At 72.7% G+C, this 14,924-nt stretch carries 14 protein-coding genes; 7 read left to right on the top strand and 7 right to left on the bottom strand.

Going from position 1 to position 14,924, the window contains the following annotated elements; all coding sequences use genetic code 11:
• Positions 1-123: 123 nt before the first annotated feature.
• Complete coding sequence (locus ACWDGI_RS16375; protein ID WP_450759508.1) at positions 124-768, bottom strand: HNH endonuclease family protein; 645 nt, start codon at positions 766-768, stop codon at positions 124-126.
• A 423-nt stretch (positions 769-1,191) separates the two neighbouring features.
• Between ACWDGI_RS16375 and ACWDGI_RS16380 the strand changes: the two genes are divergently transcribed.
• Positions 1,192-1,773, top strand: a complete 582-nt coding sequence (locus ACWDGI_RS16380; protein ID WP_450759510.1) for a TMEM165/GDT1 family protein — start codon at positions 1,192-1,194, stop codon at positions 1,771-1,773.
• A gap of 184 nt (positions 1,774-1,957) precedes the next feature.
• The gene (locus tag ACWDGI_RS16385) at positions 1,958-2,614 is read left to right on the top strand and encodes an HAD-IA family hydrolase (RefSeq protein WP_450759512.1); all 657 of its coding nucleotides are present in this window, start codon (positions 1,958-1,960) and stop codon (positions 2,612-2,614) included.
• 197 nt (positions 2,615-2,811) lie between these two features.
• Here ACWDGI_RS16385 and ACWDGI_RS16390 read toward each other — a convergent pair whose 3' ends face one another.
• Entirely contained in the window at positions 2,812-3,837 is a 1,026-nt protein-coding gene (locus ACWDGI_RS16390) for a peptidoglycan-binding protein (protein ID WP_450759514.1), read from the bottom strand.
• A gap of 223 nt (positions 3,838-4,060) precedes the next feature.
• On the opposite strand from ACWDGI_RS16390, the gene ACWDGI_RS16395 reads away from it, so the two are divergent.
• The gene (locus ACWDGI_RS16395) at positions 4,061-6,094 is read left to right on the top strand and encodes a DHA2 family efflux MFS transporter permease subunit (protein WP_450760053.1); all 2,034 of its coding nucleotides are present in this window, start codon (positions 4,061-4,063) and stop codon (positions 6,092-6,094) included.
• Here the strand turns inward: ACWDGI_RS16395 and ACWDGI_RS16400 are convergent.
• Positions 6,087-6,584 (bottom strand): GNAT family N-acetyltransferase, encoded by a 498-nt coding sequence (locus ACWDGI_RS16400; protein WP_450759516.1) that lies wholly within the window; start codon positions 6,582-6,584, stop codon positions 6,087-6,089. The two genes, ACWDGI_RS16395 and ACWDGI_RS16400, sit on opposite strands and share 8 nt — an antisense overlap.
• Before the next feature lie 152 nt (positions 6,585-6,736).
• Here ACWDGI_RS16400 and ACWDGI_RS16405 point away from each other — a divergent pair, with 152 nt between their 5' ends.
• Together ACWDGI_RS16405 and ACWDGI_RS16410 are read left to right on the top strand one after the other, a co-directional pair.
• A complete protein-coding gene (locus tag ACWDGI_RS16405; protein WP_450759518.1) occupies positions 6,737-7,390 on the top strand; it encodes a hypothetical protein in 654 nt (217 codons plus the stop codon).
• A 5-nt stretch (positions 7,391-7,395) separates the two neighbouring features.
• A complete protein-coding gene (locus tag ACWDGI_RS16410; protein WP_450759520.1) occupies positions 7,396-7,995 on the top strand; it encodes a hypothetical protein in 600 nt (199 codons plus the stop codon).
• On the opposite strand, the gene ACWDGI_RS16415 is transcribed toward ACWDGI_RS16410, so the two are convergent.
• Positions 7,981-8,424 (bottom strand): DnaJ family domain-containing protein, encoded by a 444-nt coding sequence (locus tag ACWDGI_RS16415; protein ID WP_450759522.1) that lies wholly within the window; start codon positions 8,422-8,424, stop codon positions 7,981-7,983. The genes ACWDGI_RS16410 and ACWDGI_RS16415 overlap by 15 nt on opposite strands.
• Before the next feature lie 91 nt (positions 8,425-8,515).
• Between ACWDGI_RS16415 and ACWDGI_RS16420 the strand changes: the two genes are divergently transcribed.
• Positions 8,516-8,905 carry a hypothetical protein gene (locus tag ACWDGI_RS16420; protein WP_360486914.1) on the top strand — a complete coding sequence of 130 codons (390 nt, stop codon included), beginning with the start codon at positions 8,516-8,518 and terminating at the stop codon, positions 8,903-8,905.
• 10 nt (positions 8,906-8,915) lie between these two features.
• On the opposite strand, the gene ACWDGI_RS16425 is transcribed toward ACWDGI_RS16420, so the two are convergent.
• The 3 genes from ACWDGI_RS16425 to proP all read right to left on the bottom strand — a co-directional run bounded on the left by ACWDGI_RS16425 (position 8,916) and on the right by proP (position 12,412).
• On the bottom strand, positions 8,916-9,587 hold the full coding sequence (locus ACWDGI_RS16425; protein ID WP_450759524.1) for an O-methyltransferase: 672 nt from the start codon (positions 9,585-9,587) through the stop codon (positions 8,916-8,918).
• Positions 9,588-9,697: 110 nt separating this feature from the next.
• The gene (locus ACWDGI_RS16430) at positions 9,698-10,831 is read right to left on the bottom strand and encodes a DUF2330 domain-containing protein (RefSeq protein ID WP_450759526.1); all 1,134 of its coding nucleotides are present in this window, start codon (positions 10,829-10,831) and stop codon (positions 9,698-9,700) included.
• A gap of 201 nt (positions 10,832-11,032) precedes the next feature.
• On the bottom strand, positions 11,033-12,412 hold the full coding sequence (gene proP / locus ACWDGI_RS16435) for a glycine betaine/L-proline transporter ProP (protein WP_450759528.1): 1,380 nt from the start codon (positions 12,410-12,412) through the stop codon (positions 11,033-11,035).
• Between the two features lie 371 nt (positions 12,413-12,783).
• Between proP and ACWDGI_RS16440 the strand changes: the two genes are divergently transcribed.
• Positions 12,784-14,820 carry a bifunctional glycosyltransferase 87/phosphatase PAP2 family protein gene (locus tag ACWDGI_RS16440; RefSeq protein ID WP_450759530.1) on the top strand — a complete coding sequence of 679 codons (2,037 nt, stop codon included), beginning with the start codon at positions 12,784-12,786 and terminating at the stop codon, positions 14,818-14,820.
• Positions 14,821-14,924 lie beyond the last annotated feature (104 nt).

Raw genomic sequence — 14,924 nt, forward strand, 5'->3', positions numbered from 1 at the left:
ACGGAACGACGGAGGTCAGCGGGGAGGCTTCGACGCGGGAAAGAGAGCGGGAAGGGGGGTGGAGCGTGGCCCGAACGCGGGGGAAGCGGGACCCTCTGTGCGCCCGGCTGCCCGCCGGCCGGGTCAGCAGCCGGAGAGGTAGCTGGTGAGCGCGCTCTTCTCGGCGGAGTCGACCGAGAGGTTGTAGTAGTACTTCACCTGGACCCAGGCGCGGACGTAGGTGCAGCGGTACGACGTCAGCGAGGGCATCCAGGTGGCCGGGTCCTGGTCGCCCTTCGACTGGTTGACGTTGTCCGTGACGGCGAGCAGCTGCGGGCGGGTGACGTCGTTGGCGAAGGCCTCGCGCTGCGCGGTGGTCCAGTTGCGGGCACCGGAGTCCCAGGCCTCGGCCAGCGGCACGAGGTGGTCGATGTCGACGTCGGAGGCGGCGGTCCAGGTGGCGCCGTCGTAGGGGGAGTACCAGCTGCCGCTGGTGGCGGTGCAGGCGGAGTTGGTGACGACGTTGGAACCGTCGCGCTTGAGGATCCACTCACGGGTGTTGCAGGTGCCGCTGATGGTGTCCCAGGTCGGGAACAGGTCGCGTGCGTAGCCGGTCCTGACCTCGGTCGCCACGGTGAGCGAGGCGAGGTAGGTGCGGGCGGTGGACGCGCTGACCGGGGTCGGGAGGGCGGCCGAGGCGCTCGGGGAGTTGAAAAGGGCGGCGGAGGCTATCAGGCCGGTGAATGCCGCGAGTATGCTGAGGCGTCGACGCGCGTAGAACTTCGGCATGGGAACTCCCTTGTGGGGGTGGGATGTTGGAGCGCGGGCGAGGGAATGCTCGCGCCGTCGTGTTGCCGGGGAGTGAGCGTTGGGTAAGAAGTTAGTGACGTGTGCATGACACGACAAGGTGTGCGACGTGACTCACAGGCGGGATCTTCGGCCTTGGAAATCGGTGTGGCGGTCACGTACCGTGGAGGGCGTTGAAGGGGAGTAGCTCTTCGCCGGACCGTCGACATACTGCTCAGCCCGTCTGAGCCGGCGCCCGGAGGCGGACCTCGATCACGAGGCCGCCAGCGAGACCTTCGGCAAGCAGTGCACGCCTGTGCCGCACAGCGGCGCGGGCGATCCATGTGTGCTGCCGTGCCGAGGTGTCGTGTGTTCCGCGCGAAGTGCAGCACTCTCGGTGGGGTGGCCCCGACCGATTGAGGACTCTTGATCAGCATCACCGTGACGGCGCTCGTCTTCGGCGTCATCTTCCTCGCCGAACTGCCCGACAAGACCGCGCTCGCCGGCCTCGTCCTGGGCACGCGCTACCGGGCGTCCTACGTCTTCGCGGGCGTCGCGGCCGCCTTCCTCCTGCACGTCGTGCTCGCCGTCGCGGCCGGCAGTGTGCTGACCCTGCTGCCCCAGCAGGTCGTGCACGCCCTGACCGGTGTGCTCTTCCTCGGCGGCGCGGCCGTGCTGCTGCTGAAGAAGGGCGAGGAGGAAGAGGAGGTCCGCAAGCCCGCCGACCAGTCCTTCTGGAAGGTCGCCGGCACCGGGTTCATGCTCATCCTGGTCGCCGAGTTCGGTGACCTCACGCAGATCATGACGGCGAACCTCGCGGCCCGGTACGACGACCCGATCTCCGTCGGCCTCGGCGCGGTGCTCGGCCTGTGGGCGGTGGCCGGACTCGGCATTGTCGGCGGCAAGGCGCTGATGAAGAAGGTGCCGCTGCGGCTGATCACGCAAATCGCCGCCGTGCTGATGCTGGCGCTGGGCGTCTGGAGCCTGTGGGAGGCGGTCGCCGGCTGAGCCGGACGCGTCCCGTCGGGGCGTCCGGCGAGCTGAAGAGTCGGTGAACGGTCGGCGACGGCGGTGGCGGGATGGCCGCTCCGTTTTGTACCGTAGAGAAACAAAGTGGCTCCCGCCCGTTTTCCCTGACCGGCGGGCGGGGCCGCTCTGTTTTGCTTCGCCCGGCCTGCCTAGGAGCTGCCCGATGACGGCCACCGTCCTCCTCGCCCGCGCCCTCCTGCTCGACATGGACGGCACCCTCGTCAACTCGGACGCCGTCGTCGAACGCATCTGGCGGCGCTGGTCCGAGCGGCACGGGCTGGACGGCGACGAGGTCATGAAGGTCGTCCACGGGCGCCAGGGGCACGCGTCCATGGCGGTGCTGCTGCCGGACCGGCCGGTCCAGCAGAACCTCGCGGACAACGCGCGGATGCTGGCCGAGGAGACCGCCGACATGGACGGCGTGGTCGAGGTCCCGGGCGCCGCGGCCTTCCTCGCCTCCCTGCACGGGCTGCCGCACGCCCTGGTGACCTCGGCGGACGTGGCGTTGTCCACGGCCCGGATGGCGGCGGCCGGGCTGCCGCTGCCGGCGGTGCGGATCACGGCGGAGTCGGTGGGCGCGAGCAAGCCGGACCCCGAGGGGTTCCTGAAGGGCGCGGCCGAACTGGGCGTCGCTCCGGCGGACTGCGTGGTCTTCGAGGACTCGGGCGCGGGGATCGCGGCGGGGCGCGCGGCGGGCATGCGGGTGGTGGGCGTCGGGGCCCGGGCGGGCGTGCACGGGCCGGACGCGGTGGTGCGGGACCTGACGGGGGTGCGCGTGGAGACTGCGGCCGACGGTTCGCTGCGGGTGCACGTCGGCTGAGGCGGCGGTGGGGGTGGTGCGGTTGTGGGCGAGTGCGGGCCCGGTGGGGGCTGGTCGCGCAGTGCCCCGCGCCCCCCGGAGGGTCGTCCTCGAAGCCGGCTTCAGGGTCGACGCCGGTAAGGGGCGCGGGGAACTGCGCGCTCTGCCCCCGGCCACCCGCACCTGACCGACAACCGCACCTCCTTCCGGCCCCCTCCCTACGGCTCGGTCGTCTCCGACTCCAGGGCCGCTCGGGTGGCCGTCCCGTACACCCCCGACCCGTCCGTCAGGATCCCCCGCGCCAGCTGGTACGTCCGCACCGCGCCCTCCGTCGTGCGGTCGTAGTGGCCGTCGGCCTTCCCGGAGAAGAGCCTCAGCTGCGCCAGCCGCAGCTGGAGCTCCGTCACCTCGGCGCCGCTGTCGCCGAGGCGCAGGACCGGTGCCGAGGTGGGCTGGGCGGAGGCGGCCGTACCGGTCGTCGACGCCGACCGGGTCGGTGCGACCGACCGGGACGCGGTCGCGGACGGACTCGCGCTCACCGTCCGTGAGGGCGAGGCCGTCGGTGACGCGCTCACGTCGGCGGACGCGGACGGCACGGCCGGCGCGGGCGCCTCCGCCGACGTCACCGGCGTCGTGGGTGAAGGAGACCCCGTACTCGGTGTCACGTCGGGAACGCTCTCCCGGACGTCCTTCGGCGCCGCCGTGTCCCGTGTCGGCGTCACATGGGAGAACAGCCCGCTCGCGAAACCGGCCACCGCGAGGATCCCGACCACCGCCGCGGCGATCGACAGGACCAGCACCCACCGGGGCCGGCGCCGACCGGGTTCTCCCCGGCCGGGAGAGGCCGCGGACGCCTCCCCGAGCCCCGCACCGGCGCCCGCCGGCTCCCGCACCACCCGCAACGGCATCGTCGCCGACCCGACCACCGCCAGGGGCTGGGTCTGCCCCTCGTCGGGCCAGGCATCACCACCGTCCCTGCCGCCGGCTCCGTCCCTGCCGTCGGCCTCCGCCTCGGCGGCCTCGGCGGCCCCGGTCCCGGCCGCGGCTCCGGTCCCGGCCCCGGACAGATCGACGTACGGCCGTATCCGCAGTGGGTCGAAGTCCTCCGCGGCCGCCTGTTCTGCCGTACGGGCGTCGCGCAGTGCGTCCGATGCCCGCCGGGTGCAGTCGCAGGAGGGCGTGTTGTCCGCCCCTCTCGGCGCCCCGCACTCCGGGCACCGGTGGGCTCCGGTCGTGTCCGTCACGGTGTTCGTCCCCTCCCCTCGTGTCCCCTCGTGTCGCTCGTGGTCGCTCGTGTCCCCTCGCGGTCCCCCCGCGTCCCCTCACGAACTCCACAGGTTATGCGGCACACCCACACGTACGTTCGCCGGATCCCCTTGTTTCGGCCGGGGCGAAGAGGTCTCGACGGGCCATACCGGGTGACAACCTCCACGATGGAAGATGGCTGAAAGCACCCGGGAGGTCTCCATGGCCCTGGACATGACGCACACCCAGGCGAAGGACGCGGAGCACGTGCCCGGCAATGTGCTCGTCCCGATCGGTGCGCTGCTGCTCGGCCTGCTGCTGGCCGCGCTGGACCAGACCATCGTGTCGACCGCGCTGCCCACGATCGTCAGCGACCTGGGCGGGCTCGAGCACCTGTCCTGGGTGGTCACCGCCTACCTGCTGGCCTCCACCGCCGCCACCCCGCTGTGGGGCAAGCTCGGTGACCAGTACGGGCGCAAGCGGCTCTTCCAGGCGGCGATCGTGATCTTCCTGGTCGGGTCGGCCCTGTGCGGGATGGCCCAGAACATGGGGGAGCTGATCGGCTTCCGCGCCCTGCAGGGGCTGGGCGGCGGCGGCCTGCTGGTGCTGTCGATGGCGATCGTCGGGGACCTCGTGCCGCCGCGCGAACGGGGGCGCTACCAGGGCCTGTTCGGTGCCGTCTTCGGCGCGACCAGCGTGCTGGGGCCGCTGCTCGGCGGGGTGCTCACCGAGCACCTGAGCTGGCGCTGGGTGTTCTACGTGAACCTGCCCGTCGGCGTGGTCGCGCTCGCCGTGATCGCGGTCGCGCTGCGCATACCGCGCAGGACCGCCCGGCACCGGATCGACTATCTCGGCACGCTGCTGATCGCCGCCGTCGCCACCTGCCTGGTGCTGGTGGCCTCGCTGGGCGGGACGACCTGGCGCTGGGGGTCGCCGCAGATCATCGGGCTGGCGGTGCTCGGGGTGCTGCTCGCCGTCGCCTTCGTGGCCGTCGAACGGCGGGCCGCCGAACCCGTGCTCCCGCTGAAGCTCTTCGGCATCCGCACCTTCACGCTCGCCGCCGTGATCAGCTTCATCGTCGGCTTCGCGATGTTCGGCGCGATGACCTACCTGCCGACCTTCCTCCAGGTCGTGCAGGGCATCTCGCCGACCCTGTCGGGTGTGCACATGCTGCCGATGGTGATCGGCCTGCTGCTGTCCTCCACGCTGTCCGGCCAGATCGTCAGCCACTCGGGCCGCTGGAAGGTGTTCCCGATCGCCGGCACCGCCGTCACCGCCTTCGGCCTGCTGCTGCTCCACAGGCTCGACGAACACAGCTCGACGATCGAGATGAGCTGCTACTTCTTCGTCTTCGGCCTGGGCCTCGGGCTGGTCATGCAGGTGCTGGTGCTGATCGTGCAGAACTCCGTCTCGTACGAGGACCTCGGAGTCGCCACCTCCGGCGCCACCTTCTTCCGCTCCATCGGCGCCTCCTTCGGCGTGGCCATCTTCGGCTCGGTCTTCGCGAGCCGCCTCGCCGACAAGCTGGCCGACGCCTTCCAGGGTGTCCGCCTCCCGGCCGGTGTCACCCCGGACGCCCTCAAGGCGGACCCGCGCGGCATCACCGAACTGCCGCCCGCGCTGCGCCCGGCGGCCCTGCACGCGTACGCGTCCTCGATCACCGACGTCTTCCTGTACGCCGCCCCGGTGGCCGCCCTCGGCTTCGTCCTGGCCTGGTTCCTCAAGGAGGACCGGCTGCGCGGCTCGGTCACCGCGCCGGACGCGTCGGAGACCATCCCGCCCAACCCGGTGCAGCGCTCGTCGTACGACGAGTGCTGCCGGGCCCTGTCGCTGCTCGGCACCCGCGAGGGCCGCCGGGAGATCTACCGGAAGATCAACGAGCGGGCCGGGGTGGACCTGCTCCCCGCCGCCGGCTGGCTGCTGCTGCGGATCCGCAGGTACGGCTCGGTGGAGCCGGGCCGGCTCGCCGAGCGCGGGGCCGTCCCGATGACCGTCGTCCTGGAGGGCGCCCGCCAGCTGGAGGAGCGGCACCTCGTCGACCGCCTGGGCCTCGACCTGACCCTGACCGAGGAGGGCCGCGCGCTCGCCGAACGGCTCGCCAGGGCCCGCGAGGAGTCCCTGGCCGACCTGCTCGGCGACTGGTGGAGCTCCGACCGGCCCACCGACCTGGACCGCCTGGTGCGCGACCTGACCGACGAACTGTGCGGCACCGAACGCGAACAGCCCCAGAACCCGGCTCCCCGGCAGGTCAGTTGACGAGTTCCTTGCGGAACCAGTGCTCGGCGTAGACGTCGTCGTTGTGCGGTGCGGTCTCGCTGTAGCCGAGCCGTGCGTACAGGGCGCGGGCCTCGACGAGGTCGGTGCGGGTGTCCAGCACGAGCCGCCCGGCCCCGAGCGCGCGGGCCGCGTCCTCGGCCGCCGCGACCAGGAGCGCGGCGCCGCCCCGGCCGCGCAGCCCCTCGTGCACGAAGACCCGGGTGAGTTCGGCGGTGGCCGGGTCCAGGAGCCGTACGCCCGCGCTGCCGGCCGGCGCACCGTCGTACCGTGCGATCAGCAACCGCCCGGTGGGCGGGGCGAGTTCGGGTCCCGGGTGGGCGGCGATCTCGCGTTCCAGCTCGGCCGGGTCGGTGCGCCGGCCCTCGTGGCGCAGGTACCAGCGGTCGCTGACCTCCGTGTAGTACGCCCGCCACAGGGCGGCGGCCACGGGTGAGTCGGGGCGTTCCGGGGTGATCGTCCAGATGGTCATGGACGGCAGTCTCGGGTGAGTCCGGGTGGGTCGTGCAACCGAATTCGGCGCGGGCCCGGTCCGGCCGCGTGAACCGGGGCTGTTTGCGGGGCGCCGTACGGGTCACCCGGAGGGCGAGCCGGCCCGTCGGGCCGAGACACCGGAAGGCAACCATGTCCACAGGCTTGATCATCGCGATCGTGATCGTGGCCGCCGTGGTCGTCGTCGCGGCCGTACTGGCCGCGCGCTCCAGGAGCCATGGCCCGCACGGCCTGAAGCAGCGCTTCGGGCCCGAGTACGAGCGGGCCGTGGCCCAGCACAACGGCGACACCAAGGCGGCCGAGCAGGAGCTGGCCGAACGGGTGCAGCGCCACGGCGACCTGAACGAGCGGCCGCTGGAGCCGGCGGAGCGCGAACGCTACGCGGCCCGCTGGACGACCGCACAGGAACACTTCGTCGACTCGCCGCGGGAGTCCGTGAGCGAGATCGACCGGCTGCTCGCCGAAGTGGCGGCCGCCCGTGGATTCCCGGCCGGTGCCGAGTTCGACGACCAGGTCGCCGCGCTGTCGGTGCACCACGCCGACCACGTCGACGGCTACCGACGCGTCCACCGTGCCGCCCAGGCGCCCGTGGACGGGGCGCAGCAGGACCAGGCGGGCACCGAGGAGATGCGTACGGCCATGATCGAGGCCCGCTCCCTCTTCGACGACCTCGTCACCCCGTCGACCGGCGAGACCGGCCGGCAGCGCGCCGGTGTCGGTGCCGACACCGGCGCCCATCCGCATCTGCCCTGGTCCGCCGACCGGAGCCGTCCGAAGGAGAGCTGACCGACATGACCGACGCGAGGACAGAGAAGGGCCGCCCGCAGGGGAGCGGCGACATATACCCCGGCGACGAGGCGATGCCGGGACGTGAGGAGCGCACCGCCGAGCGCACGACCGGCCAGGGCGACGCCTCCGTCCGGGGGACCGACCCCGGGCGCGAGGACATCGCGGCGGGGCGTCGGGCCGACCGGGACGAGGCGCCCGGGCAGGCGGTGCTGGTGGCCGGCGAAGGCCCGGGCCACGCGCCCGCCACGGCCCGCGACGACCGGCCGGCGCGCAACGACGACCGGCGGACGCCCGACGACGACCGGCCGGCGGCGCAGGACGACCGGCTGATGCCGAACGAGGAGTGCGGGCAGCTGGAGCGACGCCTGCAGCACGCGGTCACCGGTTTCGTCGACGAGCCGCGCGCGGCCGTGGAGGAGGCCGACCGGGCCGTCGAGGAACTCAGCGCCCGCTTCACCGACGCCGTCGACCGGCGCCGCCGTACCCTGCGCGGCAGCTGGCAGGAGACCGACCGGGACCACCCCGGCACGGCCGACACCGAGCAGCTCCGGCTGGCCCTGCGCGACTACCGCGAACTGGCGGACCGGCTAATGCACATCTGAGTCACCCGAGTCCGGTTCCGACCCGGCCGCCGCCCGGCGCTCCCGCCACTGGCGTACGACCTCATCGACGTCGTACGGCTTCTTGCCCAGCGGGGGCCCGGGCGGCGGCTTGAACATCATGTCCCGGATCTTCACGTTGACCTCCGTGATGATCCCCCGGACGATCCGCTCCGAGGGGGCCGCGTAGGCGGCCGCCAGGGCGTCCTCGGCCTCCTTGCGCAACGCGAGGGCCGGAGGCAGCATCGCCAGGCCCTCCCGGGCCATCTTCCGCCTGATCCACCACAGTTCGTCGTACGGCGTGTCCAGGTCGGCTGGCAACGGCTCGCCCGCGCCCATGAGTTGATCGAAGTCACCGCGCTGCTGCGCATCACGGATCTGCTTGTCGACCCAGGACTCGAACGGCACCCCGGGTGGCTTTCGCTCGGTCATGACTTCATTGTGCCGGACGCCACCGCGCCGGGCGTTTTATCATGCGCCGGAGATCCAGGAACGATTCAGGAACCGCGCAGGGGGAACGCACGTGCTCGAACTCACCATGGCCTCCGTGTCCGGGGACGCGGGCGAGACGGCCGGAATGCTCATGGCCGACGCGCCCAGCGAACCGGGCGCCGTGCTGCGAGTGGGCCGCGATGCCTCCGCCTGCCGGCTCACCACGCCCGACGACTGGCTGTTCGTCTCCCGGGTGCACCTGGAGTTCCTGTGCGGGCCCGAGGGCGGCTGGCAGGTCACCTGGCTGCGCGGCTCCCAGGCCGAACCCTCCTCCGAGGTGCTGCTGACCGTCGGCGAGTACGCCCAGGCCATCGGGTACGGCGGCACGGTCGCACTGCCCCGGGGCGGCTCCGGCGAGATCGTCGTCCGGGACCGCACCGCCCCGCGCAGCGTCAACGTGGGCTTCTACCACGAGGGCTGAGCGACACCCCTCAGTCGAGCACCCGGGCCAGGGCGAAGCCGTCGTAGCCCTTGCTGCCGACCGTCTGGATCGCCGTGCCGGTCAGCCTCGGGTGGGCGGCGATCAGTTCGATCGCGGCGCGGGTGCCGACCACGTCCGGTTCGCTGCTGTCGGCGTCGGCGACCCGGCCGCCGCGCACCACGTTGTCGACGACGATCAGGCTGCCGGTGCGGGTGAGCCGCAGCGCCCACTCCACGTAGTGCGGGTTGTTGGCCTTGTCGGCGTCGATGAAGACCAGGTCGAAGGGGGCCGGGTTCTCGTCGGCGAGCTTGGGCAGCGACTCCAGGGCGGGGCCGACCCGCACCTCGACGAGCCGCTCCAGGCCGGCGCGGGCGATGTTGCGGACCGCGACCTCGGCGTGCCGGGCGTTGTACTCCAGCGAGATCAGCCTGCCGTCCTCGGGCAGCGCGCGGGCCAGCCAGATGGTGCTGTAGCCGCCGAGGGTGCCGATCTCCAGGATGCTCCGGGCGTCCTGGATCTGTGCGAGGAGCTGGAGCAGCTTGCCCTGGTTGGCGGTCACGCTGACGTGCGGAAGGTCGTTTGCCTCGCTCTCGCGCAGGGCCGCCTGGAGCGCCTCGTCGTCCGGCGAGAGGTGGCTGGTGAAGTAGAAGTCGACGTCGTCCCAGAGCTGAGAGCCGCTCATGCGTCCGCTGCCTTTCGGATATCCGGTAACTGCCCTCTGACAGCTATCTGCTTAGCACTACTTAGACGACGGGTGCCTCGGTGATCCACCGCCCCGGTACCGGACGGAACTCAGCCGATCGGCGCAGGGGGCCGGGCCGGGGGCGGGGGCGGCTGCACCGGCGGTGGTGGCGGCGGGGCCGGGCGGCGGGAGCGCCGTACGGCCGCCACGGAGGTGACCGTGACGACCAGCAGCAGCGCGCCGCCGACCGTCAGCAGCCACAGCGGGATCCCGGCCGCCTCGCGCAGCCGGTCCTCGTAGACGACCTGCTGGAAGGGGGCGTCCGAGGAGGCCCGGCGCAGCACGTGGTCGCCGGAGATCCGCGACGGGTAGGGGAACTCCTGGCCGATGGCCGTCAGATACGGGGTGCCGGCGGCGAGTGCGCGGAGATCGCCGGCCGGAGGGTCGAGACGGCCGGCGTAGACGACCCTCGGGGGTTCGCCGCCGATCGACGCGCGCGGCTCCATGCGGTGCGCGGCGAGCACGTACAGGCCCAGCGACTGCGGGGTGGCCGCGAGCCTGGACAGCCGCATCGGGTAGACCGGCTGGTCGCTGGCGAAGGCGAGGTGCAGCGGGTCGAGGGCGCCGTTCAGCGTGGAGCCCGCGGTCTCGGGGGCGAGCCTGACCGCGACGTACTCCCAGCGCTGGTCGACGTAGGGCCGTAGCGCGGTGTCCAGGCGGGGCGGGACCGGGAAGCCGTTGCCGCGCAGCCAGCCGTCCAGGGCGCCGGGGTCGGTGGCGGTCAGCTGGGCCACGTCGAACGGGCCGAGTCGCCGGCGGTCGACCACACCGACGCCAGGGGCCTTCGCGGCGCCGACGGGCGGCCCTGCGGCCGTGCGGCCGGTGGTGAGGGGCCAGTCGCCGCTCTGCGGCCAGAGGTGGTAGCGGGTGCGGTGCACCGGGGCGGTGAGGGTGTGCAGCTCGTCGAAGAGGGCCGGGTCGCCGAGGGCGACGGTGGCGCGGTGCGGGACGGGCATGATCCAGGCGGCGTGGTCGGCGTCGCCGTCGACCGTCAGGCGCATCACGATCTGTTCGCGGGTGCCGTCCCAGCGCAGGACCGACTCCTCCCGGCCGACGGTGACCCGCTGCCGGTCGCCGGGGACGAGGGCGCCGCAGCCGCAGGCGAAGGCGGGAGCGGCGAGCCAGCTCAGCTGGATACCGAGGAGTGTGAGCAGGACCGCGAGAACACGTGCGCGCCCGACCATGAACCGATGCCCTCCGCCCGTGTGTGGATCACCGACTGCAGACGGTATAGCGGAGGGCATGGTTCCTGGGCCTGTTCCGGACAGCCACCGTCTGTCCACCGACGGTACGCGCGGGACGGGCGGATCGTTCGCACAGTGCGGGTGGGTGGGGGCTGGGCGCGCCCGCGCGGCGGAGCCGCACATCGGCCCGGCCCCGCGCCCCTAACGGGGCGCTTCGACCGACGGCGCCGAACCGGGCAGCGGCCTGCCCGCTGTTTCCGTCATGCGCCAGGCCGCGAAGCCGCCGATGACGGCCGCCGCCATCATGTAGTACGCGGGCATCATCATGTTGCCCGTCGCTCCGATCAGGGCGGTCACCACCAGCGGGGTAGTGCCGCCGAAGAGGGAGACCGAGACGTTGAAGCCGATCGACAGGGAGCCGTAGCGGACCCGGGTCGGGAACAGGGCCGGGAGGGCCGCCGGCATCGCCGCCGTGAAGCAGACCAGGAGGAGGCCCAGGGCGCCCATGCCGAGGGCGACCGCCAGCAGGCTGCCCTGGCGGATCAGGAGCAGCGCCGGGACGGAGAGCAGGAGGAAGCCCGCACAGCCCGCGGCGATCACCGGGCGGCGGCCGACGCGGTCGGTCAGGGCGCCGGCGAACGGCTGCACGATCATCATCAGGGCCATGACGGCGAGCACCACCAGCAGGCCGTGCGTCTCGTCGTACTTCAGCTCGCTGGTCAGGTAGCTCGGCATGTACGACAGCAGCATGTAGTCCGTGACGTTGAAGACCAGGACCAGGGCCATGCACAGCAGCAGGGCCTTCCACTGGCCGGTGATCATCTCGCGCAGCGGGACCTTCGGGCGGGACTGCTCGGCCTTCTCGACCTCCGCGACGAACGCGGGGGTCTCCTCCAGGCGCATCCGCAGGTACAGGCCGATGATGCCCATCGGGCCCGCGATCAGGAACGGGACGCGCCAGCCCCAGGAGGTGAGGTCGCCGTCGGAGAGCAGGGCCGTCATCAGGGTGACCAGGCCCGCGCCGCCGATGTAGCCCGCCAGCGTGCCGAACTCCAGCCAGCTGCCGAAGAAGCCGCGCTTCTTGTCCGGCGCGTACTCGGCGATGAACGTGGACGCGCCCGCGTACTCGCCGCCGGTCGAGAAGCCCTGCACCAGGCGGGCGGCGAGGAGCAGGATCGGGGCGCCGACGCCGATCGTCGTGTACGAGGGGATCAGGCCGATCGCGAAGGTGCCGGCCGCCATCATGATCATGGTGACGGCGAGGACCTTCTGGCGGCCCACGCGGTCGCCGAGCGGGCCGAAGACCATGCCGCCGAGCGGGCGGACCAGGAAGGCCGCGGCGAAGGCGCCGAACGTGGACAGCAGCTGGGCGGTCGGGTTGCCGGACGGGAAGAAGACCTTGCCCAGGGTCACCGCGATGTAGCTGTAGACGCCGAAGTCGAACCACTCCATGGCGTTGCCGAGCGCGGCCGCCTTCACGGCGCGCTTCACCAGCGCGGGGTCGGTGACGGTCGGCGCGGGCGCGGCCGTACGGGGGCCGGGGATCTTGACGGACGGGGTGACGGCTGTGGCGGTCGCCAAAACGGGGCTCGCCTACCTTTCGACGGGGACGGGGGCGCGGCCCGCACGGCGCCGGACGGGTCGAAAAGCGACGATAGGAGGACTTGGGCCCGTTACGTCGCGTACACGCATCCGTGCATAGTGCAGCTAAATGCGGTGTATGCAGGGACGTATGCCCGCTCCCGCGCCTGGATGCGGACCACGCACTGTGATCCTTGTCGCGCTCCACGGAGGCAACCGCGCCCCTTCCGCGCTGTCGCCTTCCGGACAAAACGCGGCCGGACGTCAGGTGGGGAGCGGGTTGCCCGCGTCTCTCACAGAAAGGAATGGGAGCCTCGTAGCGGTTCTCAGGGTTCTCAGAGCGAACGAGCGGGGCGGGAGGCCGGCGCGGCGTGGCGGACGTGGAACACAGTGGGAGACCGGGAGACGCGTTCGGGGGAGCGGAGCCGGGAACGCGGTTCAGAATGGCCCGGCTCGGGCTGTGGGCGATGGCCGCGATCCTCGCCGTACGGCAGATGGCCGTCGTCCTCGGCACGCCGAGCGGGGACCGGCTGACGGATCTGGAGACCTGGGTCGGCCCGGAGGGCGTGCTGCACGTCAAGGGCTCGCTCTACGACTCGACCCAGTTCACCGGCTCCCCGTTCGGCGGGCTGGTGCTCAAGCCGCTCACCAAGGCCGCCGAGCAGGCCCTCGGCTGGGGCTGGACCTTCGGCACGCTGCTCCTGGTGGTCGCCCTCGGCCTGGTCGCCGCCCGCGCGCTGCCGCAGCCGGTGAGCCGCCGCACCTCGCTGCTGGCCGCCCCGGTCGCCGTCAGCCTGCTGATGCTCTCGCTGCCGGTCCGCAACACCCTCTGGCTCGGCCAGACCAGCATCATCCCGGTGCTGTTCGTCCTGCTCGGCTGCTTCGCCGCCCGCGGGCAGCGCGACGGCGGACTGTGCGTCGGCCTGGCCGCCGCGCTCCAGCCGGCCCTGCTGCTGTTCGCCCCGCTGCTCTGGTTCACCGGCCGGCGCCGGGCCGCCCTCGCCTCCGGCATCACCTTCGCCGCGTGCACGGCGCTGGCCTGGGCGGCGCTGCCGCACGACTCGAACACCTACTGGGTCCACCACACGGCCGGCGTGGGTCTGGGCGGCGCGGCCGACGCGCTCGCCAACCAGTCGCTGCACGGCGCCCTGCTGCGGTTCGGGATGAGCGGCCCGCTGGAGATCGTCCTGTTCCTGGCGCTCGCCGCGGCCGTGGCCGTCCTCGCGCTGCGCCGCGCGGTCCGCTACGCCCGGGACGGGCAGCTGCTGCTGGCGGTCGCGATCACCGGCTGCGCGGTGGTGGCGGTGTCGCCGGCCTCCTGGCAGCACCAGCTGCTGTGGGTGCTGCTCGCGGTGGTCGGCCGGACCGGACGGCGCGCCGCCGACCGGTCGGTGTGGCCGGTCGCGGTGGTCATGGTGATGACGCTGCCCGCCAAGGCGCTGCTGCCGAACCAGTCCCTCTTCGTCCCGGTGCGTGACAACGCCGTCCTGCTGGCCGCCCTGGCCGCGGCCACGGTCGTACCGTTCCTGTCACGTGCCGCCCCGGAGTTCGCCCGCCCGATCCCGACGGACTACGCGGAGCCGGTGCCGGCCCGCTTCCGCCGGGTGCCGCCGGTCCCCGGGCTGCGCCGGGTCCTGACCCGGCCGAACCTCTTCCTCGAACTGGTCGCGATGCGGCTGGTCTACTTCGCCTACCAGCAGATCCGGCTGGCCGCCGCCGGGGACGGGGACGGCACCTCCGGGCGGGCCCGGGCCGAGCACCACGGGCACCAGATCCTCGGCATCGAGCGGTTCCTGCACGTCGACATCGAGCACTGGGCCAACCACGCCGTGCACGGCATCGGCTGGCTGCGGGACTTCTTCGACTTCTACTACGAGTCCTTCCACTTCGTCGTCCCGCTGACCGTCCTCGCGGTCCTCTGCGTCCGCCGCCCGGTCGACTACCGCTGGGCCCGCACCGCCCTGGGCTTCGCCACGGCCTTCGCCCTGATCGGCTTCTGGCTGTACCCGCTGGCCCCGCCGCGTCTGATGCCGGGCCTCGGGGTCACCGACACGGTGCACGGCCCGCAGGACTTCGCCAAGCCGGACTACGGCACCCTCACCCAGCTGACCAACCAGTACGCGGCGATGCCCTCGCTGCACTTCGGCTGGTCGCTGTGGTGCGGGATCGTGATCGCCGTCGTCGCCCCGAAGTGGTGGCAGAAGGCCCTCGGCCTGCTCCACCCCCTTCTGACGGTCTCGGCGATCATCGCCACCGGCAACCACTGGGTCCTGGACGCGGTGGGCGGCGCGGCGGTGGTCGGCGCGGGCTTCGGCGTCGGTTACCTGCTCCAGGGGCCGCGGGCCCTGCGGGCGGCGGGGGCCGACAAGGAGGACCGGGAGCCGGTGACGGTGCCGGCTCCCGGGTGAGGCCTTGCGCGGGCGCTGAACGCCGAGTTGTCGTTCGGCTGCGGCGCCGTCGTGGCTGGTCGCGCCCACGCGGCGGCAGCCGCACATTCGATACAGCCCCGCGC

Source organism: Streptomyces sp. NPDC001220 (assembly GCF_053597895.1).

What these genes read in the sequence shown, in the direction of transcription:
- ACWDGI_RS16425 (WP_450759524.1), bottom strand. Translation starts at nt 9,587, where the DNA reads ATGAGCGGCTCTCAGCTCTGGGACGACGTCGACTTCTACTTCACCAGC.
- ACWDGI_RS16405 (WP_450759518.1), top strand. Translation starts at nt 6,737, where the DNA reads ATGTCCACAGGCTTGATCATCGCGATCGTGATCGTGGCCGCCGTGGTC.
- ACWDGI_RS16385 (WP_450759512.1), top strand. Translation starts at nt 1,958, where the DNA reads ATGACGGCCACCGTCCTCCTCGCCCGCGCCCTCCTGCTCGACATGGAC.
- ACWDGI_RS16400 (WP_450759516.1), bottom strand. Translation starts at nt 6,584, where the DNA reads ATGACCATCTGGACGATCACCCCGGAACGCCCCGACTCACCCGTGGCC.
- ACWDGI_RS16375 (WP_450759508.1), bottom strand. Translation starts at nt 768, where the DNA reads ATGCCGAAGTTCTACGCGCGTCGACGCCTCAGCATACTCGCGGCATTC.
- ACWDGI_RS16430 (WP_450759526.1), bottom strand. Translation starts at nt 10,831, where the DNA reads ATGGTCGGGCGCGCACGTGTTCTCGCGGTCCTGCTCACACTCCTCGGT.
- ACWDGI_RS16410 (WP_450759520.1), top strand. Translation starts at nt 7,396, where the DNA reads ATGACCGACGCGAGGACAGAGAAGGGCCGCCCGCAGGGGAGCGGCGAC.
- ACWDGI_RS16415 (WP_450759522.1), bottom strand. Translation starts at nt 8,424, where the DNA reads ATGACCGAGCGAAAGCCACCCGGGGTGCCGTTCGAGTCCTGGGTCGAC.
- ACWDGI_RS16395 (WP_450760053.1), top strand. Translation starts at nt 4,061, where the DNA reads ATGGCCCTGGACATGACGCACACCCAGGCGAAGGACGCGGAGCACGTG.